The following is a 24,406-nucleotide window of genomic DNA, read 5'->3' as shown; positions in this document are numbered from 1 at the left end:
GTGCCGTCGCGACGGCGCTCGCGGTGTCAGTCCTCTCGCAGCAGCCGCACCGGCCCGACGAGTCCGTACTCGCGCACGATCGCCTGCTGCGTGCGCTCTTCCCCGGTGAGCTGCGCGCCGATGTCGGGGACGCGCTCATAGTAGCCGCGGGCGCGGAGCCGGTTGTTGAGCGAGCTCGAGACCCGCACGGTGATGAGGTTGTCGCCGGGACGGATGTCGCCGCTCACGTCGACGACCGGGTGCGCGGTGTCGAACCCACGGGCCGGCCCGTCGCCCACGCGCACCGAGCCCAGTCCGCCGCAGGTCGACCCCAGGTCGAGCAGGTGACGCACGCCGGGCCGCGCCTCGGGGACCGAGATCGTCGTCGTGTACTCGCCCACGCCGGACACCTCCGGGCCGACGGCCGGGATCCGGGACCACGGCGCCAGCTCCGTCTCACCCGCGTCGAGGCGGGTGACGGCGGTCGTCGGGCGCACCTCGCGGGTGACATAGCCGAGGCCGCGGTCCTCCGTCAGCACCTCGGGCTCGCCCGCGTCCCGGCTCTCGACGACGAGCCGCCACCGGTCGGCGCGGGCCACCTCGGTCACGGCCGGAGCGGCCGTGTCCGCGGCATCCGTCGTCGTGTCGAGGACCACCACGGCCACTTCGCCCGGCGCGAGCGTGAGCTCGACGAGCGTGTGCTCGCCGTTGCGCCGCGCGCCCCGATGCGGGCGGAGCTCGCCCGTCCAGACGTCGAGCCGGTGCGCGACGCCGGTGCCTGCCAGGCGCACGCGCACGGTCGTCGGCTCGGTCGTCTCGTAGAGGAAGTGGTACGCGTAGAGGACGGTGAGACCGTCGTTCTGGCGCAGGTGGGTGAGCACGTTCCGGTCGTCGCCGTCGAAGCGCGCCCGCCCGCCGGCCCTCAGGTCGTCGAGGGCCGCGACGACACCGGACGGCCCGGTGACGCGGACCCTCGGCATCCGTCGCAGTCGGGTCATGATGGCGGCGAGCTCGTCGTCGCGGCCGTCGAGACCGGGAGTGGCGGATGCCGCGGCCTCGTGCGTGCGGAAGCGTCGGGCCATGAGCGAGTCGAGCTCCCGCGCGCCGTCGACGATCACGAGGCGGAGGCCGCGCTCGGTCCAGGCGAGCAGGTGCGCGGCGACGTCGGCGTCGAGAGTGCTCTGGTAGACGACGAGCGCCCGGTACCCCGGCCCGTCGGGCTGGACCTCGTCGCCGTCGAACGAGACGTCGTCGCGGAGCAGGAGGGAGCCGTCGAAGAACTCGTACGTGATGCCGGCGTCCTGCATGCCGAGGTCCTGCCACCAGTGGTTCTCGCGGTCGCGCATCCACATCGTGCCGTAGGCCACCTCGTCGGGGATGCGCTCGCCGTTCGGGCCGATGAGCGCCATGCCGATGAGGTTGTCGGTGAAGTGGTCGGTGCGCAGGATGCCGACGTCGATGCGCGGCCGCCCGCGCCGGAGCGCGTACTGCAGACGCCCGATCGCGGCGGTCCAGAGCGGGTAGAACTCCGAGCCCGGCTGGCGGGTGTCGAACCGCTCGGAGAACATCGGCCACATGCCCTCATGGCCGGGCCACTGCGTGACACCCTCGGCACCGGCCGGGCTCGCCCAGCCGTGCAGCACCGTCTTGGTGATGCCGGCGGCGAGCTGCGTGGCGATGATCTGGTCGTAGAAGCGGTGGTCGAGCATGTGGTTGCGGGTGGTGGCGCCGGTCTCGGACGAGTACTGCTTGCCGAAGAGGTGCGCGGGGCCGGCCATCAGCCGGTACGCATCGATCTGCGCGCCGAACTCCAGCGATTCCGTCTCGATGCCGTCGACTTCCGGACCCGGCCGGGTCAGCTCGAAGGGCAGGCCGTAGCTGATCTCCGCGCGCAGCGTCATGCCGACCTCGTGCAGGAACGCGGCGAACGGACGCAGCATGTTCTCGATGTAGAGGTCGGTGAGCGTGCGGACGTAGTCGAACCGCACCTTCTCGACGGTGGTGCGGTCGGCGTCGTCGGCGGGCTGGTGGTGGTACACCGTCGAGACCGCCATGAACGGCGCGTCGCGGGTGAGGAACGGCAGCCAGGGCACGATGTCGTAGCCGCGGCGCGTGCGGAACTCCTCGGCCAACGTGAAACCCCAGAACATGCCGCCGGCGCCGTAGGTCGACAGCTCGAGCGAGTCCATGTACATCTGCGCTCGCGGGTTGCGGGCGACCTCGGCGCGCAGCGCCGGCGTCAGGACCACGTCGTCCCAGTAGGCGATGACGGCGTCCACGCCGTCGCGGTCGAGATAGTTGACGGTGTAGTTGACGCTGGCCGACGGCGACGCGGTCTGCCCGGTGCCGTGCATCCAGTACGCGAACAGTCGCCACTCGCCCTCGCCGGGGGCGGTCCAGTCGAGTGCGTCACCTTCGACCTGCGCAGTGAGATCGACGACGGATGCCGCGTCCAGCAGCCCGGCGCCGGCGACGCGCGCCGCCACCACGGCGACGAGGTGCTGCTGCGTGATGGTGCCGCGGTGACCGGGCAGCGTCGTCTCGGCGATGGGGGCCTCGAGGTCGATGCGCGGCAGTGCGCCGGTGCGCGAGCGGCCGGCAGCGAGCGTCTCGTGCACGACGTCGAGCTCCTGCGCAGCGGCACGCTGGTCGGGATCGATGGTCGGGAGGTTCGCGTTCGACCAGTTGGTGCCCGACGTGAAGCTCACCGACATGCCGCGGCGCGTGGTCTCCTCGACCACGATCTGCGAGTCGTGCACCCACTCCTCCGAGCCCCAGCCGTAGCGCGCGTGGTCGATCGCGCCCTCGTCCATCGCGAGGAACTCCATGCCGCCGAAACCGAGACGGTGCGCGTCTTCGATCTCCCGCCGCAGCGTGGCATCGCTGTGGAGCCCTTCCGCGAGCCACCACCGCAGCTCGGGGCGGAAATCGATGGCGGGGTCGGCGATCTCGCGCCGGAAGTCGTCGAGCGTCATCGCGCGGCATCCGTCCTGCTAGAAAACTGTCTCAGCGACAGTATCTATCGTCGCAGCGACATCACACAAGCGGTGTCGTCGCTCCGTCGTGGGCACCCCAGCCCGTGAGAGTTCATCTGACCGCCGAGACCCTGGGTGAGACCCACTGTCTCGGCCGTCAGATGAACTCTCGGCGATCAGGAGCGAGGCGCAGGGACTCAGAAGAGGCGCGGGGCGCCGGACTCGATGCCCTTCATGCCCTCGTAGTCGAGGGTGACGCAGCGGATGCCGCGGTCGGTAGCGAGCACCTTCGCCTGCGGCTTGATCTCCTGAGCCGCGAAGACGCCCGTGACGGGGGCGAGGTGCGGGTCGCGGCCGAGCAGCTCGAGGTAGCGGGTGAGCTGCTCGACGCCGTCGATGTCACCGCGGCGCTTGACCTCGACGGCGATCGTGCCGCCCTCGGGGTCGCGCAGGAGCAGATCGACCGGCCCGATCGCGGTCGGGTACTCGCGACGGACGAGGGTGAGGCCGTCGCCGATGACGTCGACCTGCTCGGCGAGGAGGCGCTGCAGGTCGGCCTCGACGCCGTCCTTCTGCAGGCCCGGGTCGAGACCCAGCTCGTGGGAGGTGTCGTGCAGCACTTCGTAGATGCGGACGAGCAGAGCGTCGCCGCTCTTCGCGTGGGTGACCCGCCAGTGCTCGAGCACTCCGGCGGCGGCGGATTCGGCATCCGGGATCTCGACGTCCAGGCGGCAGGGCGGGCTCATCCAGTTGAGCGGCTTGTACGAGCCGCCGTCGGAGTGCACCAGCAGCGAGCCGTCGCCCTTGTGCACCAGCAGGCGGGTCGCGAGCGGCAGGTGGGCGTTGAGCCGTCCCGTGTAATCCACGGAGCAGCGGGCGATGACGAGACGCACCCGACGAGCCTAGCCCGCGGGCACGCCGCGAGGGCTCGATGAGTCGATCCGGCGGTGGTGCGGTGGAGACCCGGCGAGCCTTGCCCGCGGGCGCGCCGCGAGGCTGGATGAGTCGATCCGGCGGTGGTGCGGTGGGGGACCCGACGAGCCTTGCCCGCGGGCGCGCCGCGAGGGCTCGATGAGTCGATCCGGCGCTGGTGCCGTGAGGACCCGACGAGCCTTGCCCGCGGGCGCGCCGCGAGGCTCGGCGGTGCCTTCCAGGAACCGTCGACTAGCGTGAACATTCACGGCGAATGCGTGGCAGAGGCCCACGCTCGCCCTCCGATGGGCTCTCGCCGGCCCACTCGCCTGCCCTGACCGGCCGCCGCCCTCTGCCGCGGCCGGCGTCTGAAGCCGCCGCCGCGGAGGAGAACCGATGAATTCACGCCGCCCCGATGCGACCGTCCACTTTCTGACGAGCACCACCGCCGAACTGCACGTCGGCACCGATGTAGAGGAGGTCGTCGCACCCGACAGCCTGGCCCTGCGCGACCGCGTCGTCGAGGAGATCCGGCAGCTGGCAGCCTCGACGGGCGAGCCCGCGCACGCGACCCTCGTCGAGGGATCGTCGAGCTGGCCGCTGGTCGTGCACCCCGACGGCACTTGGGCGGAGTCGCTGGATGCCGCCACCGCCGACCCCGTGCCCGCACCGGCGCCGGCAGCAGCCGCCACGGCGCCTGCTCCGGCGGCGCCCGCGCCGGCATCCGTCACAGCTCCTCCGGTGTCGACGCCCGCTCCGGCGTCCGCGGTCCCGCCGGTGTCGACGCCCGCTCCGGTGTCCGCGGTCCCGCCGGTGCCCGCGACCGCGTCGGTTCCCCCGATGCCCGCGGTGTCGGCAGCGCCGCCCGCACCGGCCATGCCCGCTGTGCCCGCCTCACCCGCCGCACCGGCTGTGCCCGCCACGTCCGCCGTGCCCGCCACGTCCGCCGTGCCCGCCGCGGCGGAGCGGCGCGAGGCGGCGGCATCCGTCCCCCCGCAGCGGCGCGATCCGGCGACGCTGCCGCTCCCAGAGCCGCGCGAGACGCCCGCGACCGTCGCCGACCGTGGCGACCCGGGAAAGCCGACGGTCCAGGACCTGCTCGACTCGCGCGGCGGCACCAGCCGGACCCGCGCGACGTCGGGGTGGCAGGGAGCCGTGCGGCGGGCCACCGGCGGTCTCGTCTCGCCGGCCCCCGGCCGTGCCGAGCGCGACCGGCTCGATCGCCAGAAGCGCGTGCAGCGCCGACTCGATGCGCCGCGGACGATCGTGGTCCTCAACCCGAAGGGCGGCGCGCACAAGACCACCAGCACGCTGCTGCTGGCCGCCACCTTCGGGACGGTGCGCGGCGGTGCGACGCTCGCGTGGGACAACAACGAGACCCGCGGCACGCTCGGCTGGCGCGCGCAGAACGCCCCGCACCACCGCACCGCCGTCGACCTCCTCGCGGACATCGACGAGTTCTGGAACCCCAGCGGCTCCAGCCTCGCCGCGCTCGACACGTACGTGCGCACGCAGGTCGATGCCCGCTTCGACGTGCTGGCGTCGGACGAGGATGCCGCCGCATCTTCGACGATCGACTCGGCCGCGTTCGATCGGCTCCACTCTCTCCTGCGTCGCTACTACCGGCTGATGATCGTCGACACGGGCAACAACATGCGGGCCTCGAACTGGGTGGCGTCGGTCGCCGCTGCCGACCAGCTCGTGATCGTCTCCACCGTGCGCGAAGACACCGCCGCCAGTGCCGCGTGGCTGCTCGACGGGCTCCGCGAGAAGGGCTTCGGCGACAAGATCGATGACGCGGTCACCGTGCTCACCGCACCGTCGTCGCGCCCCGACCGCCGGCTCGAGGCACGCCTCTCGCGTCACTTCGAGCAGGTGACCTCGGCGGTCGTCAACGCGCCATTCGATCCGTCCCTCGTCGACGGCGGCCCCATCGACTTCGACGCGCTGGCGCCCGAGACCCGCGACGCGTGGCTGACGGTCGCGGCCACCGTGGCGGATCGCCTCTGAGCTGACACGCGCCGCGACATCTCCGGATGCCCCGGCGTGGTCACGCCCTAGTGGTGGTGGCCGGCGCCGACCTGCGAGCCCGCGATCGGCTTGGCCGCACCCGAGGCGAAGCCCGAGAGGGCGATGAGCGCCACGAGGATCCACAGGGTCGGCAGCAGCCCGATCTGGTGGCTGATCCAGCCGAGGATGGGCGGGCCGCAGAGGAACGCGACGTAGCCGATCGTGGCGGCGGCCGAGACGGATGCCGCAGCCTTCTTCGGGTCGTCGGCCGCGGCCGACATGCCCAGCGGGAAGCCGAGGGACGCGCCCATGCCCCACAGGGCGACGCCGATCAGCGCGATCGGCATCGAGGGCGCGAGGATGAAGATCACCAGGCCGCCGCCCGCGAGGATCGCGAGGATGCGGAGCGTCCACACGCGTCCGAAGCGGTCGACCAGCGGGCCGCCGAGCGCACGCACCGCCGTCATCGCCACCGAGAAAACGGTCAGCGCGATCGCGCCCTGCGCTTCGGTGCCGCCGTGGCCGTCGACGACGCTGAGCGGCAGCCAGTCGTTGGCGCCGCCCTCGGCGAACGCCATGCCGAGCATGATCGCGCCGATCGCGTACGTGCGCGGGTCGCGCCACACGGCGATCGCGGCTGCGAACTTCTCGCGGCGGGAGGGGGTGTCGGCGGCGTCGGTCGGGTCTTCGTTCACCTCTCGTCGCGGCACGAAGGTCACGGCGACGGCGCCGCCGACCACGACGAGGCAGCCCACGATCCAGAGGTGGGGGGCGACGCCCACCTGCCACGCCGCCATCGCCACGCCGACCCCGGCGCCGGCCACCGTGCCCAGGCTGAACAGGGCGTGGAACAGCGGCATGATCGTCTTGCCGCTCGCCTGCTCGATCGCCGCGCCCTCGACGTTCATCATCACGTCGGTCGCGCCCATGCCGAGTCCCATCACGGCGAGCCCGGTGGCGGTGAGGGCGAAGGATGCCGTGATGTCGGCGCCGAAGCCGACGAGCACGATGCCGATCGCGAAGGTCGCGAGACCCATCAGCAGTCCGCGGCGCGCGCCCCAGCGCGCCAGCACGACGTTGGCGAGCGAGAGTCCGAGGATCGAGGCGGCGCCCGACGCGAACAGCAGCAGGCCGACCTCGAAGTCGTTGATCCCGAGGTTCGCCTTCACGGAGGGTACGCGTGCGGCCCACGTGGCGAAGCCCAGACCGGTCGCGAAGAAGACGACGAAGATCGCGGTGCGCCAGGCGACCAGTTGCGTCCGGGTGAGCACGGTATCCATCCGGACACTGTACCGAATCGATTCGGTAGCGCTGAATCGCCGGGAAGGCCCGCCTCGAATCGATTCGGCCCGGTGGCCTTCGACGGGCTACGATCATCACGACATGAGCCGTCAGGATGCCGGTACCCGCCGGGCCACGATCTCGGACGTCGCCCGTGAGGCCGGCGTCTCTCCGTCGACCGCCTCGGTGGTGTTCAGTGGCAAGACTCCGGTGTCGGAAGCCACCCGCCGGAGGGTCCTCGACGCCGCCGCGGCGCTCGGTTACACCGGTCCCGACCCCCGCGCCGCGTCGCTGCGCCGTGGGCGCTCGGGCATCGTCGGCGTGGTCTTCGAGGAGCACCTGCGCACGGCCTTCCTCGACCCCGTGAAGACGCTGATGATGGACGGCCTCGCCGACGCCGTCACGCCGATCGGCGCGGGACTTCTCCTCCTGCGCGACCATGAGCCCACCGGCAGCGGCCCCTCGCTCACCACCGCGCCCCTCGACGCGGCCGTGCTGATCGGCTGCAGCGGGCTGCTGCGCGAGTCGCTCGAGACCGTGAAGGCGCGCGGCATCCCGGTCGTCGTCATCGAAGGCGATGCCGGAGACGACGTGCCCCGCATCGGCCTCGACAACCGCGAGGCGCAGCGCCAGGCGGCCAGCCACCTCCGTGCCCTCGGCCACCGCCGCGTCGCGATCGTCGCCCTTCCCGCCCGCGCCGGGTGGGAGCGGGGCTGGATCCACGACGACACCGCGATCGCCGTCGACGTCACCCGCGAGCGCCTCGCCGGGGCGCTGGACGTGTTCCCGGATGCCGCGACCTTCGCCGCCGCCGGCAGCTTCATCGACGAGGGCCACGCGGCCGGCCGCGAGATCTTCGCCGACCCGGACCGTCGCCCGACGGCGGTGATCGCCCAGAGCGACCTGCTCGCCGCGGGCGTGATCCGTGCCGCCGAGGAGGCGGGCCTGCGGGTTCCCGAAGACGTGAGCGTCACCGGCTTCGACGGCATCGTGGTCGACGGTCTCGCCCCCTACGAGCTCACGACGCTCGTGCAGCCTGCGGCCGACAAGGGCAGGGCGGCGGGCGCCGCTGTCGCGGCGATGCTGGAAGGCGCGCCGGCCGCCTCGATCCGCTTCACGTGCACGTTCCGCGAGGGCAACACCACCGGCCCGGCGCCGGCAGACGCCTGACCCGCCGGCCGCTGAGCGAGCGCCGCATGACGAAGCGCTAAGCGGGAGGCGCGAGCCTGCGGCCGTCTCGCACGAGTGACGGCAGCCGGTGGTCGAGCACCGTCAGGATGACGGCGATCACGACGCCGATGGCCAGCACGATCGCGGAATTGCGCACCGAGTCGGCGAACCCGATCGTGTCCACGTCGAGGAACGGATAGGGGTACCAGCCGGTCACGGCGCCGTGCACGAACGTGTAGACGATCCAGAGCAGCGGCCAGACGAACGCGAGCGCCGTCGTCGCCCACGTCGCCCGAGGCCGCGGACCGAACAGGAGCCAGCCGATGAGCGTGGCCCACGGTGAGATGTAGTGGAACCCGATGGTCGCGACGAGCGCCCACCCCTCGAGGTGGACCAGTGGCGCGAGGATCGTCTCGTAGACGAGGCCGGTGATGATGATGCCGAGCAGCGCGTCGAACCGCAGCACGCGCCACAGCCTGCCGTCGCGTAAGACGTCGAGCGCGAGCGCGATCGACGTCCCGAGCACGAACAGATTGCTCTGGATGGTGAAGAAGCTGAAGAGCCGTACCAGTCGCGTGCCGGTCGGCCCGGTCGCGTTGGTCCCGGAATTGGCGTCCTGGCCGCCGGTGAAGATCAGGACGAGCTGGATCACCAGCGAGAACACCACGACCACGGCGATGGCCAGGTACCAGATCCGCGCCACGCGCACGCGCAGTTCAGTCGTCTCGGAAGTCGCGGTCGTCGCGGTCATGGCATGGCCCCCCGGTCATATGCGCCCGCGCACATGCTAGCGACCGCCGGCGTCCACGGCGGTCACCGTCGCGCCGCGTCGCGCAGCCCGTCCCCGATGCGACCGGTAGGATGATCCAGACACCCCGATCGCCTTGGCTCCGCGCTGTTCTTCGACGACCTGCGCCGACCGACGACCACGAGGAGGCCCGAATGCTCCTCGTGCTCGGCGCGTTCGCGGTCGTTCCGATCCTGCTGCCGTGGCTCGTGGCGCGCATCGGCGCACGCGCATTCTACGTCGCCGCGCTTCTTCCCCTGGCGGGCTTCGTCTACGCCGTGGTGCTCACACCGCGCATCATCGCCGGCGACATTCCGTTCGAGACATACGCCTGGATCCCTTCGCTCGGCATCGACCTCTCGATGCGCATGGACACGCTGTCGTGGCTCATGACGCTGGTGGTGACGGGTGTCGGCGCGCTCGTGATGATCTACTGCCGCTGGTACTTCCGCGGAAAGAAGGAGAACCTCGGCCAGTTCGCCGCCGTTCTCCTCGCATTCGCCGGCGCGATGTACGGTCTCGTGCTCACCGACGACCTCGTCGTGCTGGTGATGTTCTGGGAGGTCACGAGCGTGCTGTCGTACCTCCTCATCGGGTACTACAACAAGCGCGCGGCGAGCCGCCGTGCCGCACTCCAGGCGCTCCTGGTCACCACGCTCGGCGGACTGGTCATGCTGATCGGCGTCGTGCTGCTCGTCGTGGACGCCGGCACCTCGAGCATCTCCACGATCCTCGCCGAGGCGCCCTCCGGGCCGATCGTCGACGCCGCGCTCGTGCTGATCCTCGTCGGCGCGCTCAGCAAGTCGGCCATCTTCCCGTTCCACTTCTGGCTCCCCGGTGCCATGGCGGCGCCCACCCCGGTCAGCGCCTACCTGCACGCCGCGGCGATGGTGAAGGCCGGCATCTACCTCATCGCCCGCCTCGCGCCGGTCTTCGCCATCGCGCCGACGTGGCGCCCGATCGTGGTCGGCCTCGGCGTCTTCACGATGGTGCTGGGCGGCTTCCAGGCGCTGCGCGAGACCGACCTCAAGCGCGTGCTCGCGTTCGGCACGGTGAGCCAGCTCGGCATGCTGACCGTGGTGCTCGGCTATGGAACGCGGGATGCCGCCCTCGCCGGCCTCGCACTGCTGCTGAGTCACGCGCTCTTCAAGTCGGCGCTGTTCCTGGTGGTGGGCGTCATCGACCGCCAGCTCTCCACGCGCGACTTGACCGAGCTGTCCGGGGTCGGCCGTCAGGCGCCCGTGCTGGCCACGTTCTCGATCATCGCGGTCGCCTCGATGGTCGGCATCATCCCCACCATCGGGTTCGTCGCGAAGGAGGGCGCGCTCGCCGCCCTCCTGCACGAGGCGCTCGGCGGAGCGGTGTGGGGAACCGTCGCCCTGGTGGGCATCACGCTGGGGTCGGTGCTGACCGCGGGGTACGGCATCCGCTTCGTCTGGGGCGCGTTCGCGACCAAGCGTCAGCCGAGCGGCGACCGTATGCCCGACACGGAATGGCCCGACCCGCCGATCGGCTTCCTCGTCGCGCCGATCGTGCTCGCCGGCCTCACCGTGATCGCCGGTGTCGCGTCGCCGTGGCTCGACAAGGCCTTCACGCCGTACGCCGATGAGGCGCCTGCGGCCACCATCGGCGTGACGGCTCCCGAACACCCCGCGCATCTCGCCGTCTGGCACGGCTTCGAGGCCGCGCTGTGGATCTCGCTCGCCTCCATCGCGGTGGGCGTCCTCGTCTTCTGGGCGACCCGCGGCTGGCGCCCGGTCACCCGGCTGCTGCCGTTCACGGCGGCCGAGGCGTACAACGGCGCGCTTCGCGGCATCGCACGCCTCTCCGTCCTGACCACCAGCCTCACCCAGCGCGGTTCGTTGCCCGTGTACGTCGGCACGATCTTCGTGGTCTTCGTCGCCGCCGAGGGCACCGCGCTGATCGCGAGCGACGAGTGGCGCGCCCAGCTCGAGGCCTTCCAGACACCGACACAGCTGTTCGTCGCGCCGCTCATGATCGCGGCGGGCCTCATCGCGATCCGCGCCCGCAAGCGCTACACCGGGGTCGTCCTCGTCTCGGTGACAGGACTCGGGATGGTCCTGCTCTTCGCGACGAGCGGGGCGCCCGACCTCGCCCTCACGCAGATCCTCGTCGAGACCGTCACGCTGGTCGCCTTCGCGCTCGTGCTGCGGCGCATCCCGTCGCGGCTGGGCGAGCACAACGCCTCGGTCTGGCCCGTCGCGCGCGCCGTGCTGGGCGCCGCGGTCGGCATCACCATGGCCCTCGTCGCCATCGTGGCGACCGGGGCGCGCGTCGAGAAGCCGATCTCGGAGCGCTTCCCCGAGCTGGCCTATCAGCTCGGTCACGGCAAGAACGTGGTCAACGTGGCCCTGGTCGACCTCCGCGGGTGGGACACGATGGGCGAGCTCTCGGTGCTCATCCTCGCGGCGACGGGCGTGGCCTCCCTCGTCTTCGTCACCCACCGTGCCGACACACTGTCGCGGTTCATCGCACCGCTGCCCTCGGGTGCGACCCGGGCACGCCGCCCGCTCGTCGAGACGTCGGACGGCCTCAAGCAGCGGGGCGACGAGCGCGGCAGCGGGCGCATGGCGTGGCTGGTCGGCGGCCAGCGCGTGCGCCCCGAGAACCGCTCGATCATGCTCGAGGTGATCGTGCGGATCCTGTTCCACACGATCGTCATCGTGTCGCTGTACCTGCTGTTCGCGGGCCACAACCTCCCGGGCGGCGGCTTCGCCGGCGGCCTCGTCGCTGGCATGGCGCTCGTCATGCGCTATGTCGCAGGCGGTCGCTACGAGCTGGGTGCCGCCGCGCCCACCGACGCCGGACGCCTGCTCGGCGCGGGCATGACCATCGCGGTGGCGTGCGCCGTGGTGCCGGTGTTCTTCGGCTACCCGCCGCTGTCGAGCTTCTTCTTCGAGACCACGCTGCCGGTGCTCGGCCACGTCGAGTTCGTGACCTCGACCATCTTCGACGTGGGCGTCTACCTCGTCGTCATCGGGCTGGTGCTCGACGTCCTGCGCAGCCTCGGCGCCGAAGTCGACCGCCAGGCGCAGGAGTTGCGCGAGCAGCAGGGGGTGAGCGTCTCGTGAACGTCTCGCTCATCCTCATCATCGTGATGGCGGTCCTCTTCGCGTGCGGCGTGTACGCCATGCTCGAACGCAGCCTCACCCGCGTCCTGATCGGGTTCCTGCTGCTGGGCAACGCGACCAACCTGCTCCTGCTCATCGTGATGGGCGCCCCCGGTGTCGCGCCGTTCTTCGGGGCGGCGGCATCCGTCGAAGAGATGTCGGACCCGCTCCCGCAGGCCCTCACGCTCACGGCCATCGTCATCACGTTCGCCGTCTCGGCGTTCCTCCTCGCACTCATCTACCGATCCTGGCAGCTCGGCCAGGCCGACACGGTGGTCGACGACGTCGCAGACCTCGAGGTGCGCGAGCGCGGCCCCGAGGACGAGGACACGATGGACGAGGAGACCGAGATCGAGCACACGGACGACGACGCCACGACCGACTTCGTCGGCACCGACACTGCTCCGATCACGATCCTCGGCACACGCGATTTCGCCGGCCTCCGCGACGACGCCCCGGTCGACCGTCCCGAACAGAACCCGCGCGGTCGCGGCGACGATCGGGAGCGGGGTGATGACACATGATGCAGATCGCCCCCGCGCTGGTCCCGCTGCTCGTGACCCTGCCCCTCCTCGGCGCCGCCATCGCCCTCATCGCCGGCCGGCACCGCAAGACGCAGGTCGCGGTCTCCGTGGTGACGCTCACCGCGGTGCTCGTCATCGCCGCGATCCTGCTCTACGTCGTCGACGTCGGCGACCAGCCGATCGCGGTGTCGGTGGGCGGCTGGCCCATCCCGTTCGGCATCGTGCTGTACGTCGACCGTTTGTCGGCGCTGCTGGTCGTGGTCTCGAGCATCGTGCTGCTCGCGGTGCTCCTCTTCTCGATCGGCCAGGGCGCGGCCGACGGCGACGACGACACGCCGGTCTCGATCTTCCACCCGTCGTACCTGATCCTGGGTGCGGGCATCTTCAACGCGTTCATCGCGGGCGACCTGTTCAACCTCTACGTCGGCTTCGAGATCCTGCTCGTGGCGTCGTACGTGCTCATCACGCTGGGCTCGACGGAGTCGCGGATCCGCACCGGCGTCGTGTACATCGTGGTGTCGCTGGTGTCGTCGATCCTGTTCCTGGCCGCGATCGCGATGATCTACGGCGCGCTGGGCACCGTGAACATGGTGCAGATCTCGGAGCGGATGGGCGAGCTGCCGCAGGAGACGCAGCTGATCCTGCACCTCATGCTGCTGCTGGCCTTCAGCATCAAGGCCGCCGTGTTCCCGCTGTCGTTCTGGCTGCCCGACTCGTACCCGACCGCGCCGGCGCCGGTGACCGCGGTGTTCGCGGGCCTGCTGACGAAGGTCGGCGTGTACGCGATCATCCGCACAGAGACCGAGCTGTTCCTCTACAACGACGTGAATCAGCTGCTCATATGGGTGGCGCTGGCGACGATGATCGTCGGCGTGCTCGGCGCGGTCGCGCAGGCGGAGCTGAAGCGCATCCTGTCGTTCACGCTCGTCAGTCACATCGGCTACATGATCTTCGGGCTCGCGATCGCGACGCCGGCCGCCATCGGGGCGACGATCTACTACATGATCCACCACATCGTGGTGCAGACGACGCTGTTCCTCGCCGTGGGACTGGTGGAGCGCCGCGCGGGATCGACCTCGATCCTGCGCGTGAAGGGACTCATGAAGGCGGCGCCGGTGATCGCCGTCCTCTACTTCATCCCCGCCGTCAACCTCGGCGGGCTGCCGCCGTTCTCCGGCTTCATCGGCAAGTTCGCGCTGTTCGACGCCGCGGCCCAGGTCGGCACGCCGATCATGATGGTGCTGATGGTCGGCGGCATCCTGACGAGCCTGCTCACGCTGTACGCGCTCATGCGGGCGTGGAACCTGTCGTTCTGGCGCGAGGACGAGGACTCGGCCGAGACCGAGGCCCGCATCTCGTACCTCGGGGCGGCGCCGGCGGCGGGCGTCGAGACCGAGCGACGCGTCATCCCGAAGATCATGACGGCCGCCACGACCGGAATGGTCGCCATCACGGTCGCCCTGACGATCTTCGCCGGACCGCTGTACGAGGTGTGCACCCGCATCGGCGAGGCGCTCCTCCAGCCGGTGTCGCTCACGCAGCTGCAGGACGACGTGCAGGGATCGGAGAAGGCGCAGTGAGCCCCGACCTGCCCCAGAACCGGCTGCGCCGCGCCGCCATCGCCACCTGGCGCCAGCTGCCGTTCTTCGTCTGGCTGATCGCACTGTGGATGCTGCTGTGGGGGCAGTTCACCTGGCTCGCGTTCCTCACCGGCCTGATCGCGGCGGTCGTCGTGACGCGCATCTTCCGCCTGCCGCCCGTCGAGCTCTCCGGACGCGTGAACCTCTGGTGGGGCCTCGTGTTCGTGCTCGAGTTCATCGTGGCGGTGATCCACGGCTCGCTCATCGTGGCGTGGCAGGTGCTCGACTTCCGCCGGCAGCCCGGCACCGCGATCATCGCCGTGCAGCTGCGTACCGACGACGACCTGATCATGACGCACACCGGCGTCACGGCATCCCTCATCCCCGGCTCGCTGATCGTCGAGACCGATCGGGACCGCCGCATCCTGTACCTTCACGTGATCGGCGTGCGTGACGACGCGGACGTCGAGCGGCAGCGGGCGAGCGTGCACAGCTGGGAGGAGCGCATCGTGCGCGCGGTCGGCTCGCGCGCGCAGCTGCAGGCGATCCGCGACATGAAGCCCGTTGCCCGAGGGGGTGCGCGATGAACGTCCTGATGATCGCGATCTACGTGATCTTCGGCGTGGCCGCACTGCTGACGCTGTGGCGGATCGTCATCGGCCCGTCGATTCTCGACCGAGCGGTCGCGTCCGACGTGCTCCTCACCGAGGTGATGTGCGTGCTGGGCGCCGAGATGGCGATCAACCACCACACGCGGACGCTCCCGGTGCTGCTGATCATCGCGGCGGTCGGCGTGTTCGGATCCATCTCGATCGCGCGGTTCGTGGCGAGAAGGGACCAGGGACGATGAACGAGATCCTGGATGTCGCGGCCCTGGTCCTGATCCTCATCGGTGCACTGCTGTGCCTCACCGCCGCGATCGGCGTGCTGCGGTTCCGCGATGTGCCGAGCCGTCTCCACGCGGCGACCAAGCCGCAGGTTCTCGGCCTGATGCTGATCTGCCTCGCGATCGCGCTGTCGCTGCGGTCGTGGCCGGTGGTGGCGTTCCTCGTGCCGATCGTGCTCATCCAGCTCGCGACGGCGCCGCTGTCGGCGCACATGGTGGGGCGTCAGGCGTATCGCAACGGCACGATCGACGAGACCGGGCTCCACGTCGACGAGCTCGCCGAGTCCAAGCGCACGCCGCCCGCCGCCGGCGGCTGAGGCCGAGGCCCGGGGCCCGGCGCTGTCAGCCGGAGGCGCTGCCCCCGGGGCGGCGCGCCCAGGTCGGCGCCCTCTCGGGGCGCGGTCCGACGCCGATGATGAACGCGGGGATGACCGTCAGTGCGGGCAGACGGCGCAGGAGGCGGATCAGCCGACGCGGCGGTGTGACTCCCGTGCTGCTGAGCGCCGGCATGATGAGGCGCGCGTGGATGAAGCGCTGCAGCGCCTGGATCAGGATCGTGGGCAGTGTGCGCCGGCGCTGCACGCGCGCGAGCACGTGATCGCCCTCGCGAGCGGGGCCGCAGAACGTGCCGCGACGCAACGGGTTGGCGAGGATGCGGGCGGCGGCGACGGCATCCTGCACGGCGAGGTTGATGCCGACTCCGCCGACGGGCGACATCGCGTGGGCCGCGTCGCCGATGCACAGCACACCGGGCGCGTGCCACAGGCGCAGGCGGTCGAGGCGCACGTCGAGGTGCTTGACGTCGTCCATCGACGCGATGCCGTCGACGTCGCCGGCGAGCTCGGGGAGGAGCTGCGCGGTGTCGGCGCGGAAAGCGTCGATGCCCCGCCGTCGGACGGCGGCGTCGGTGCCCTTGTGCCCGAGAGCCGCAACCTGGACGTAGCCCCTGCGCGGGATCGCGATGGCGACGCGGCCCCTGCCGATGCGGGGCAGCAGGGACTCGCCGAGCGGCTCCGCGGTGTTCACGCGGTACCACCAGACATCGAACCCGACCCGGAACTGCCGCGCCGGAAGGCCGAGCGACCGGCGGACCGCCGACCAGCGGCCGTCGCACGCGACCGTGAGGTCGGCGAGGAGCCGGCCGTCACCCGCCGGTGACGAGTACTCCACGCCGACCACCCGCTCGCCGTCGCGGATGACACCGGTCACCTCGTGCTCGGTGCGCAGGGTGAACGAGGGTTCGGCGGCGGCGGCATCCGCGATGAGGTCCAGCAGGTCCCATTGCGGCACCATCGCGATATACGGATGCCGCACCCGCAGACGCGAGAAGTCCGCCATCTGCACGTCCTGTCCGGCGGGCCCGGGCAGGACGACCCTGCTGATGCGCGAGTGCGGCAGCGCGTCGAACCGGTCGAACAATCCGAGGTCGTCCAGCAGGCCGAGCGTGGTCGGATGGACCGTGTCGCCGCGGAAGTCGCGGAGGAAGTCGGCGTGCTTCTCCAGCACCGTGACCGTCACCCCCGCGCGGGCCAGCAGGAGCCCGAGCACGAGGCCCGCGGGGCCGCCGCCCACGATGGCGCACGTCGTGCGCGGCGACCCACCGGCGTCGGGATCGTCGGGATCGGCGGGCATGTCGACATCCGTCTCAGCACCGCTCCCGGTCTTCACCTTCGACGCCTCCTCGAGTCCTCGTGCTCCGCCGAGCACCGTCCGAACCCAGGGTACGACCGCCGCGCCCGCGGACGGCTAGGCGCGTTCCACCGGCAGCCACAGCTCGGATGTCGCCGTGCTGAAGTCGTCGGCACGCTCGAGGATGGCCACGATCGAGGGTCCCGGCCGCAGCCGCCACGGGTTGGACGGGAACCAGTCGGCAGCGGTGGCGGCCCACGTGGACTGGAGGGCCGCCGGGTACGGTCCGGAGGTGCGGAACACCGCCCAGCTCCCGGCCGGCACCTCGATCACGTCGAGGTCGTCGGGCACGGTCGTGCCTTCGCCGACGGCCACGCCGTGCAGGTAGGTCAGCTCGCTGCCCTCGGTGTAGTCGGGGTCGAGGTCGGCGCTCACCTGCAGCAGCCCGGCGGGCTCTGCGCTGCTCAGCGCCTTGAGGCGCAGGTGCTCGTCGGCGGGGAGCGAAGCGATGTGCGCCTGGATGTGCGGGTTGACCCCTTCGTGGATCAGAGGCACGCGGGCTGCGTGGCCCACGAGTCGGATGTCGGGGAGTTCCGCGATGCGGGTGTCCATGGGTGTGTTCCCTTCTACGATCAGGCGGAACCTGAGCTGCGGTTGTGTGCGAAGGGGACCGCCGTCGCGGCGCACGTCGCCGGGACCGACGCCGTGCACCGCCCGGAACGCTCGGCCGAACGCCTCGGTCGAGCCGTAGCCGTAGCGGACCGCGATCCCGAGCAGGTCACCGCCGCCGACGACATCGGCCGCCGCGACGGACATCCGACGCCGCCGGATGTATTCCGACAGCGGCATTCCGGCCAGCGACGAGAACATCCGGCGCATGTGGTACTCGGTGGTGCCGAGACTCAGTGCCAGGTCGGCGACGTCGATGTCCTCGGTGAGGTGGTCCTCGACGTACCCGACGACCCGGTTGAGAATCGCGATCACGGTTCCTCCTTCGACATCCAGCCTCGTCGCCGTCGCCCGCGCGTGCCCGACTATCGCGGTCCGATTCGATCGGGTGCGCACCCCTGGTCTGACATCAGCCGATGCGGACGAACGATCGCAGCTGATTCGGGGTGAAGTCGTGTGCCTCGACGAACCCCCGCGACTCGTAGAACGCCCGCTGTGCGTCCTCCGCATCCGTCAGCAGCACCAGCTGCCGGATGTGGCGCGTCCGGTGGAGGACCTCGTCCAGCAGCGCTCCGCCGACTCCCCGGCGATGGTGGTCCGGTGCCACGAGGATGTCCTGGAGATAGGCGATGGTCCGGCCGTCCGAGACGGTCCGCGCCAGCCCGATGAGCTCGCCGTCCGCACTGCGCGCCGTGAGCACGTCGAAGGAGCCGTTGATCGCGTCGACGAGCCCCTCGGGGTCGTTGGTGTAGGCGGTCCACCCGACGGCCCGGTACAGCTCCACGAGCTCGGTCGCCGACGGGATCTCCGCCGTGATCTCAACAGTCATGCCCCGATCCTCGCACCGGCCGGCCGGCCGGCGATCGCGTCGGTCGTCGCGTGCGCTCAATCGGGGAACGGGACGGGGAACTCTTCGCCGAAGTCGGCCGAGCGGCTGACGGCGCTCCAGGTCAGGTCGCTCTCGAGCTGCCGCCGGCCGTAGGCCACCGCCAGGTCCGCCGCATTCGCGCCGAGCGGGAGATTGTGCGGAAGCGCCCGCCGCGACGCCAGCGCCACCAGGATCTCGGCCGCCCTGTCGGGATCGCCGGCCGCGAGGGGCGAGGATTCGTCGGCGGAGCCGGCGTACCGCGCGCCCAGCGCCGCGTACTCGTCGGGCATGGCCGCGACCGTCATGGAGCTGCCCGCCCAGTCGGTACGGAACCCGCTCGGCTCGACGACGAGCGTCCGGATGCCGAACTGCTCGGTCTCCGTGCGCAGGACGCGGCTGAACCCGTCGATGGCGAACTTCGCCGCCTGGTACGACGCGATCCCGCCGGATCCGCCGACCCGACCCCCGATGGACGAGAACTGGATGATGAGGCCTTCGCCCTGTGCACGCATGATCGGCACGACGGCCCGCGACACGTTGTAGACCCCCCAGAAGTTGGTCTCGAACTGGGTGCGGAAGTCCTCGGGATCGCCGGTCTCGACCGGGGCGACGTTGGCGAAGCCGGCGTTGTTGACGACGACGTCCAGTCGCCCGAACGTGCGGTGAGCCTCGCCGACCGCGTCGGCCACCGCTGACGGATCGGTGACGTCGAGAGGAAGGGTGAGAACGCGGTCGCCGAACTCGTCGGCGAGGTCGCTCAGGTCGCCGGGGCGACGTGCGGTCGCCGCCACGCGATGGCCGTGCGCGAGCGCGGTGCGGGCGAGTGCGCGACCGAAGCCGCGAGAGGAACCGGTGATGAACCACGTGGATGACATGCGGTTAGTACAACACGGTTGCGTTAATAATGCAACCGTGTTGCCTTACGATGGACCCATGTCGGGAACGCCGTCGATCGATGCCCGCTTCCAGCGCGCGCGGAGCCGCGAGGCGAAGGACCGGCGTGAGACCGCCATCCTCGATGCCGCGCGCGAGTTGGCCGCGCGCGACAGGGTGCGTGACGTGACGCTCACCGACATCGCCGCCGCCGTGGGCATGCACAAGTCCGCGATGCTCCGGTACTTCGAGACGCGGGAGGAGATCTTCCTGCGGGTCACCGCCGCCGAGTGGACCTCGTGGGCGGACGAACTCGTGGCCGCGCTGGAGCGGGGTGGCAGGCGTACGTCTCAGGATGTCGCCGCCGACCTGGCGGCGACTCTGGCGCGACGCGGGACGTTCTGCGACCTGCTGGCGCAGGCGCCGCTCAATCTTGAACGCAACGTCTCAGTGGACGCGGTGCGCAGGTTCAAGCTCGTGACGCATGCGCAGCTCGATCGCATCGTCGGAGCGATGCGCGCGGCGCTCCCGCGGCTGACCGCCGAGCAGGGTGTGGACGTCGTCGCTGCGGCCACGGCGATGGCCGGCGCGTTCTGGCAGATCGCCACTCCCGGCGCGGAGGTGGCCGAGTTGTACCGGGCGGACCCGCGGCTCGGGCACGCGCTGTTCGACATCGAGCCGCGCCTGCAGCGGATGATCGCCGCGATGCTTCGAGGATTCGTCGGCGACTAGCGTGACGGCTCCAGGGGGACGCCTCCGGCGGCGCCGGGCTCGAGCGGGACGCCTCAGGCGGCGTCGGCCTTGCGGCGCTCGCGGTAGGCCTTCGCCTTCATGCGGCTGCCGCAGGTCGACATCGAGCACCACTCGCGGCGATGACCACGTGACGTGTCCAGGTACACCTGCGTGCACTCCGGTCGCGCGCACTCCCGGAGCAGCGCGGACTGATCGCCGCCGACGATCTCGACGGCCTCGCGCGCGATGTGCGAGAGCGCCTGGCGCGGAGTCCCCGAGCGGGACCAGCCGTCCGGCGTCAGTGCGGCCGTCAGCGGCGGGGCCGCAGCGGCGGCGTTCACGGTCGCGACCGCGTCCGCAGGCAGCGGGCGCTCGTGCAGCCGCGCCCAGACGAGCGCGTAGATCGCCTCGCGCACCTCGACTGCCGCGTCCAGATCAGCGGGCCCGGATGCCGCGGCGCGCGGAACCAGCCCCGACTCCACGAACCATGCGTCGAGGTCGGAGGGCGCGTCGAGCTTCTCGGTGGGGCGGGCGTTGCGACGCGCGCGCAGGGTGCCGACGAAGTCGAGGGCGAGCGTGCCGCACGGGAAGGCGTGAATCACATCACCATTCTGACAGGTGACACACCGATGCGGGTCGAATTGCGTCACCTGTTTGACAGGTGATGGGAAGAGGTGCAAGATGGTCACCGTTCAGACCGGTGACGTGCCGGTCGTTGACAGAGGAGGATCCCATGGACCTGAAGCTCGAAGTCGTCGTCATCCCCGTCTCGGATGTCGATCGATCGAGGGCCTTCTACGAGCAGCTCGGCTTCCGGCTGGACGCCGACTTCCGCTCCGAGCGGGGCCTGCGGGTCGTGCAGCTCACGCCTCCCGGATCGGCGGCGTCGATCATCCTCGGTGAGAAGCTCACGACGGCGGAACCGGGCTCGACCCAGGGCTTGCACCTCATCACCACCGACATCGCCGAGGCGCGTGAGCAGCTGCTCGAGCGCGGCGCCGAGGTCAGCGACCTGTGGCACGACGCCGACGGCATCTTCCACTGGGCCGGCACCGACAACCGCGTCGCGGGCCCGCACCCGGCTGCCGACAGCTACGGCACGTACGCGTCGTTCTCGGACCCCGACGGCAACGGGTGGGTGCTTCAGCAGATCGTCACGAGGGCCCCCGGCCGCTGATCCGCGAAGGGAGTCCGACGATGGCAGGTGAAGCCCCGGTCTCGGATGCCGAGACCTTCCTCCGCGAGCTGCTGACGCGCACCGCGGAGGCCCACGGCCGCTACGAGCGCGACGAGCTCGGATCGGTCTACGACGAGAACTGGCCGCAGTGGTACGCCGCCTATATGGCCCAGGCGCTGCGCGCGGACGGCTACGCGATCACGCGGACCATCTCGTGAACGCCGGCCGTCGGTCGGATATGACGGATGCCGTGGCGCTGCGCGCGGACGGCTACGCGATCACGCGGACCATCTCGTGAACGCCGGCCGTCGGTCCGATATGACGGATGCCGTGGCGCTGCGCGCGGACGGCTACGCGATCACGCGGACCATCTCGTGAACGCCGGCCGCCCGGTCAGGGCGTCAGCACGAGGGTGTCGGTGGTGGCCGCGTCGACCGCCTTCGACGAGAACGCCCAGGGTGTGAGCTCTGCCTTCTGCCACGACTCGACCTGGTCGGTGTAGTTCGTGTGGAACGCGTGGCCGCTCTCGCCGGTGAGCTGGTTCCAGCGCGAGGCGTCGAAGTCCGAGAGGTCGACGATCATGCGCATCGACGGCACGGTGACGGTCGCGAAGCTCGAGCCGAGGTCCCAGCCGGTCGCGTTGACGACCGACGAGCCGCCGCCGACCGGGTACGGGCCACGGTTGAAAAGCCACTCGATGGGCGCGATGCCCGACTCGCCGAAGCTGCCGTTGGTCAGGGGCAGAGCGTGCAGCGAGCCCCAGTTCCAGCGCGCGGGGTTGTCGCCCTGCTCATCGACCACGCGCTCGTACGCGTCGATCGCCGAGCGCTTCAGCATGTCGGTCATGCCGGACACGCCCAGCTCCTCGTTGGTCCACCACGGCGACGCGTCGTCATCGAGCAGTGCGTCGACGACCAGGAAGAGCCGGCCCTGGCCGCTGAGCGGGGCGGCGTTCTCGCGGCCGTCGACGAACACGTTCTCGACCAGGGTGTCCCACAGCACGTTCGCGTAGGCGGCGGCCGCGGAGTCGGCACCGTTCTGGGCGTCCCATTCCTGCAGCAGGGCGAGGGCCGCGTCCGTGTCGTCATCGCCCGTGGTGATGTCGGCGTAGGCCGCCGTGAGGCGCATGCCGATGAAGGAGTAGTTGTCGGCCTGGATGGCGTTCAGGTCGTCGGCGGTCACCGGACCCTTGGCGATCGCGCGCTGGATCAGCTCGTCGATGCGCGCCGCGCGCCAGCCGTAGTCCCAGTCCCTCGTGAGGGGGTAGGTGTAGTCGGCGGCGACGATCGCGTTGTTCGCCGTGACGATGTAGCCCTCGGTGGGGTTGTACGAGACGGGCAGCTCCTCGAACGGGATGTAGCCCTGCCACGTGTACGCCGAGTCCCACCCGGGCTGCGGCAGCGAGCCGTCCCCGGCGCCGCGGATCGGGAGCTTGCCGGGCGTCTGGTACCCGATGTTGCCGTCGACGTCGGCGTAGATCAGGTTCTGCGCCGGCACGTCGAACAGGGCGGCGGCCCCGCGGAAATCATCGAAGTCCTTCGCTGTATTGAGGGCGAAGATGGCGGATGCCGTGGTCCCGGGCTGCAGCGCGGTCCACCGCAGGCTGACCGCATACTCGCCGTCCGGCGCGCCGGCCGGCGCGGCGACCGTTCCGGCGGTGCCGGTGTACGGGTTGTCGGCGATCGCGGTGAAGTCGTCGGTGAGCCCCGACACGATGGGGCCGTTCACCGTCGAGCGCACCTCGAGGTCGACGTCCTCGCCGCCGGCGACCTTGAACGTCTCGGTGTGCGTCTCGAGCGGGACCAGTGCGCCGTCGTACCAGTACGAGTCGCCGTCGATCTTCTCGACGTACAGGTCGGTGACGTCGGTGGTGAGGTTGGTGAAGCCCCACGCGATGCGGTCGTTGTGGCCGATGACCACGCCCGGCAGTCCCGAGAAGCCGAAGCCGGCGACGTCGAAAGGGCACTCCTCGGTGACGGTGGAGCATTTCAGCTGGATCTGGTGCCAGACGCTCGGCAGCGATGCCCCGAGGTGGGGGTCGTTCGCGAGCAGCGGCATCCCCGTATCGGTGACGCTGCCCGACACGACCCACGAGTTCGAGCCGATGCCTTCGCCCGCGTCGCCGACGAGGTCGCTCACGGCGTCGAGCACGGTGTCGGCCTCGGTCCACTCGATGGCGGCGGTGGCGGCATCCGAGTCGCCTGCGGCATCGCCTGCCGCGTCGCCCTCGGTCTCGGCGGCGTCCCCTTCGGTGTCGCCCTCGGCGGCGACGTCGGGAGCGGTGCCCACGGCGGGCACCGTCGAGATCTTCGGCACGATCACGGGGTTCCGGTCGAAGGGGTAGCCCGGATAGAGGCCGTCGATCTGCGCCTCCGTGAGGTCGGCCGCCAGGACCGCGCGCTCGGTCTCGTTCTCGATGTTGCTGCGGAGATCCCAGGCCATCGCCTTCAACCACGCCACGGAGTCGGCGGGCGTCCACGGCTCGATCTCATACTCGGGGTTCTGCAGGCCGAGGATCGCGTACTCGAAGGACGCGTCGGCCCCCTGGTTCTCGGCGAGGTACGCGTTGACCCCGTCGGCGTAGGCGTCGTAGTACGCCCGCTCGGTCGCACTGAGCGCCGCCACCTCCTGCTCCGCTGTGGCGTGCCAGCCAAGCGTGCGCAGGAACTTGTCGGTGCCGAGCTGCGATTCGCCGAAGAGCTCCGAGAGGCGTCCGCTCGTGACGTGCCGGCGGAAGTCCATCTCCCAGAACCGGTCCTGGGCCTGCACGTAGCCCTGCGCGAAGAAGAGGTCGTGCGACGAGTCGGCGGTGATCGTCGGGATGCCGAGCACGTCGCGTTGCACGGTCACTTCCGCCTCGAGGCCGGGCACGCTCGCCTCGCCGCTCAGCTGGGGGAACGAGCGCTGTGCCGTGAACGCGATGAAGCCGACCGCGACGAGGGCGAGCACGACGATGCCGGCGAGGATGCTGAACAGCGTGATGCCGAGAGTCCGCCCCACGGATCGACGGGGAGCGGTGTCGTCGACGGCGTAGGGCGAGGGCTGGGGCTTCGGCATTGAAGGGCTTTCCGGGCGAGGGTGGGGGGAACGCGGTGCCAGGTACCGCGGCATCCGGTCCCTGCGCATTCGGGTAGCACAGGCACCGCTCCGCATGCTAGCCCCGACCCGCGCCCCACGCCGAATCGCACTCGCTTTTGCCGTCGGATCGGCCCCGGGGAACCCC

General features: G+C 70.8%; 21 protein-coding genes. 11 read left to right on the top strand and 10 right to left on the bottom strand.

Annotation, left to right across the window (positions count from 1 at the left end; genetic code table 11):
- Positions 1-26: 26 nt before the first annotated feature.
- A complete protein-coding gene (locus Q9R08_RS02805; protein WP_308866301.1) occupies positions 27-2,954 on the bottom strand; it encodes a glycosyl hydrolase in 2,928 nt (975 codons plus the stop codon).
- Between the two features lie 197 nt (positions 2,955-3,151).
- Entirely contained in the window at positions 3,152-3,847 is a 696-nt protein-coding gene (gene nucS / locus Q9R08_RS02800) for an endonuclease NucS (RefSeq protein WP_308866300.1), read from the bottom strand.
- A gap of 415 nt (positions 3,848-4,262) precedes the next feature.
- Here nucS and Q9R08_RS02795 point away from each other — a divergent pair, with 415 nt between their 5' ends.
- Positions 4,263-5,876, top strand: coding sequence for a chromosome partitioning protein (locus tag Q9R08_RS02795; RefSeq protein ID WP_308866299.1), 1,614 nt, complete (start codon positions 4,263-4,265; stop codon positions 5,874-5,876).
- A 47-nt stretch (positions 5,877-5,923) separates the two neighbouring features.
- On the opposite strand, the gene Q9R08_RS02790 is transcribed toward Q9R08_RS02795, so the two are convergent.
- A complete protein-coding gene (locus Q9R08_RS02790; protein ID WP_308866298.1) occupies positions 5,924-7,156 on the bottom strand; it encodes an MFS transporter in 1,233 nt (410 codons plus the stop codon).
- A gap of 103 nt (positions 7,157-7,259) precedes the next feature.
- On the opposite strand from Q9R08_RS02790, the gene Q9R08_RS02785 reads away from it, so the two are divergent.
- Positions 7,260-8,327: a LacI family DNA-binding transcriptional regulator gene (locus Q9R08_RS02785; protein WP_308866297.1), complete on the top strand. Its 1,068-nt coding sequence runs from the start codon at positions 7,260-7,262 to the stop codon at positions 8,325-8,327.
- A gap of 37 nt (positions 8,328-8,364) precedes the next feature.
- On the opposite strand, the gene Q9R08_RS02780 is transcribed toward Q9R08_RS02785, so the two are convergent.
- On the bottom strand, positions 8,365-9,078 hold the full coding sequence (locus Q9R08_RS02780) for a Pr6Pr family membrane protein (RefSeq protein WP_308866296.1): 714 nt from the start codon (positions 9,076-9,078) through the stop codon (positions 8,365-8,367).
- Between the two features lie 191 nt (positions 9,079-9,269).
- Between Q9R08_RS02780 and Q9R08_RS02775 the strand changes: the two genes are divergently transcribed.
- From Q9R08_RS02775 to mnhG, 6 genes are read left to right on the top strand one after another with little or no spacing between them, the layout of a single operon-like run.
- Positions 9,270-12,206 (top strand): Na+/H+ antiporter subunit A, encoded by a 2,937-nt coding sequence (locus Q9R08_RS02775; protein ID WP_308866295.1) that lies wholly within the window; start codon positions 9,270-9,272, stop codon positions 12,204-12,206.
- On the top strand, positions 12,203-12,769 hold the full coding sequence (locus Q9R08_RS02770) for a Na(+)/H(+) antiporter subunit C (protein ID WP_308866294.1): 567 nt from the start codon (positions 12,203-12,205) through the stop codon (positions 12,767-12,769). Before Q9R08_RS02775 ends, Q9R08_RS02770 begins: the two co-directional genes overlap by 4 nt.
- Complete coding sequence (locus Q9R08_RS02765; protein WP_418001312.1) at positions 12,769-14,349, top strand: Na+/H+ antiporter subunit D; 1,581 nt, start codon at positions 12,769-12,771, stop codon at positions 14,347-14,349. The genes Q9R08_RS02770 and Q9R08_RS02765 overlap by 1 nt, the downstream gene beginning before the upstream one ends.
- A complete protein-coding gene (locus Q9R08_RS02760; protein WP_308866292.1) occupies positions 14,346-14,936 on the top strand; it encodes a Na+/H+ antiporter subunit E in 591 nt (196 codons plus the stop codon). The genes Q9R08_RS02765 and Q9R08_RS02760 overlap by 4 nt, the downstream gene beginning before the upstream one ends.
- Positions 14,933-15,199 (top strand): MrpF/PhaF family protein, encoded by a 267-nt coding sequence (locus Q9R08_RS02755; protein WP_308866291.1) that lies wholly within the window; start codon positions 14,933-14,935, stop codon positions 15,197-15,199. The genes Q9R08_RS02760 and Q9R08_RS02755 overlap by 4 nt, the downstream gene beginning before the upstream one ends.
- Positions 15,196-15,552: a monovalent cation/H(+) antiporter subunit G gene (gene mnhG / locus Q9R08_RS02750; protein ID WP_308866290.1), complete on the top strand. Its 357-nt coding sequence runs from the start codon at positions 15,196-15,198 to the stop codon at positions 15,550-15,552. The genes Q9R08_RS02755 and mnhG overlap by 4 nt, the downstream gene beginning before the upstream one ends.
- A 25-nt stretch (positions 15,553-15,577) precedes the next feature.
- On the opposite strand, the gene Q9R08_RS02745 is transcribed toward mnhG, so the two are convergent.
- The 4 genes from Q9R08_RS02745 to Q9R08_RS02730 form a co-directional block, all read right to left on the bottom strand.
- Complete coding sequence (locus Q9R08_RS02745) at positions 15,578-16,903, bottom strand: FAD-dependent oxidoreductase (protein ID WP_308866289.1); 1,326 nt, start codon at positions 16,901-16,903, stop codon at positions 15,578-15,580.
- 78 nt (positions 16,904-16,981) lie between these two features.
- Entirely contained in the window at positions 16,982-17,848 is an 867-nt protein-coding gene (locus tag Q9R08_RS02740; protein WP_308866288.1) for an AraC family transcriptional regulator, read from the bottom strand.
- Positions 17,849-17,942: 94 nt separating this feature from the next.
- Positions 17,943-18,362, bottom strand: coding sequence for a GNAT family N-acetyltransferase (locus Q9R08_RS02735; RefSeq protein ID WP_308866287.1), 420 nt, complete (start codon positions 18,360-18,362; stop codon positions 17,943-17,945).
- Between the two features lie 56 nt (positions 18,363-18,418).
- Complete coding sequence (locus Q9R08_RS02730) at positions 18,419-19,276, bottom strand: SDR family NAD(P)-dependent oxidoreductase (RefSeq protein WP_308866286.1); 858 nt, start codon at positions 19,274-19,276, stop codon at positions 18,419-18,421.
- Positions 19,277-19,334: 58 nt separating this feature from the next.
- Between Q9R08_RS02730 and Q9R08_RS02725 the strand changes: the two genes are divergently transcribed.
- The gene (locus Q9R08_RS02725) at positions 19,335-20,006 is read left to right on the top strand and encodes a TetR/AcrR family transcriptional regulator (protein WP_308866285.1); all 672 of its coding nucleotides are present in this window, start codon (positions 19,335-19,337) and stop codon (positions 20,004-20,006) included.
- Positions 20,007-20,059: 53 nt separating this feature from the next.
- Here the strand turns inward: Q9R08_RS02725 and Q9R08_RS02720 are convergent, their stop codons facing one another.
- Entirely contained in the window at positions 20,060-20,608 is a 549-nt protein-coding gene (locus tag Q9R08_RS02720; protein WP_308866284.1) for a CGNR zinc finger domain-containing protein, read from the bottom strand.
- Between the two features lie 131 nt (positions 20,609-20,739).
- Between Q9R08_RS02720 and Q9R08_RS02715 the strand changes: the two genes are divergently transcribed.
- Complete coding sequence (locus Q9R08_RS02715; protein ID WP_308866283.1) at positions 20,740-21,183, top strand: VOC family protein; 444 nt, start codon at positions 20,740-20,742, stop codon at positions 21,181-21,183.
- Positions 21,184-21,203: 20 nt separating this feature from the next.
- The gene (locus Q9R08_RS02710; protein WP_308866282.1) at positions 21,204-21,401 is read left to right on the top strand and encodes a hypothetical protein; all 198 of its coding nucleotides are present in this window, start codon (positions 21,204-21,206) and stop codon (positions 21,399-21,401) included.
- Positions 21,402-21,576: 175 nt separating this feature from the next.
- On the opposite strand, the gene Q9R08_RS02705 is transcribed toward Q9R08_RS02710, so the two are convergent.
- Positions 21,577-24,240 carry a penicillin acylase family protein gene (locus tag Q9R08_RS02705; protein ID WP_308866281.1) on the bottom strand — a complete coding sequence of 888 codons (2,664 nt, stop codon included), beginning with the start codon at positions 24,238-24,240 and terminating at the stop codon, positions 21,577-21,579.
- Between the last annotated feature and the right edge of the window lie 166 nt (positions 24,241-24,406).

This window comes from Microbacterium psychrotolerans (assembly GCF_031085295.1).
In the GTDB taxonomy this organism is placed as follows: domain Bacteria; phylum Actinomycetota; class Actinomycetes; order Actinomycetales; family Microbacteriaceae; genus Microbacterium; species Microbacterium psychrotolerans.
This window is presented reverse-complemented; position numbering and strand designations above follow the sequence as displayed.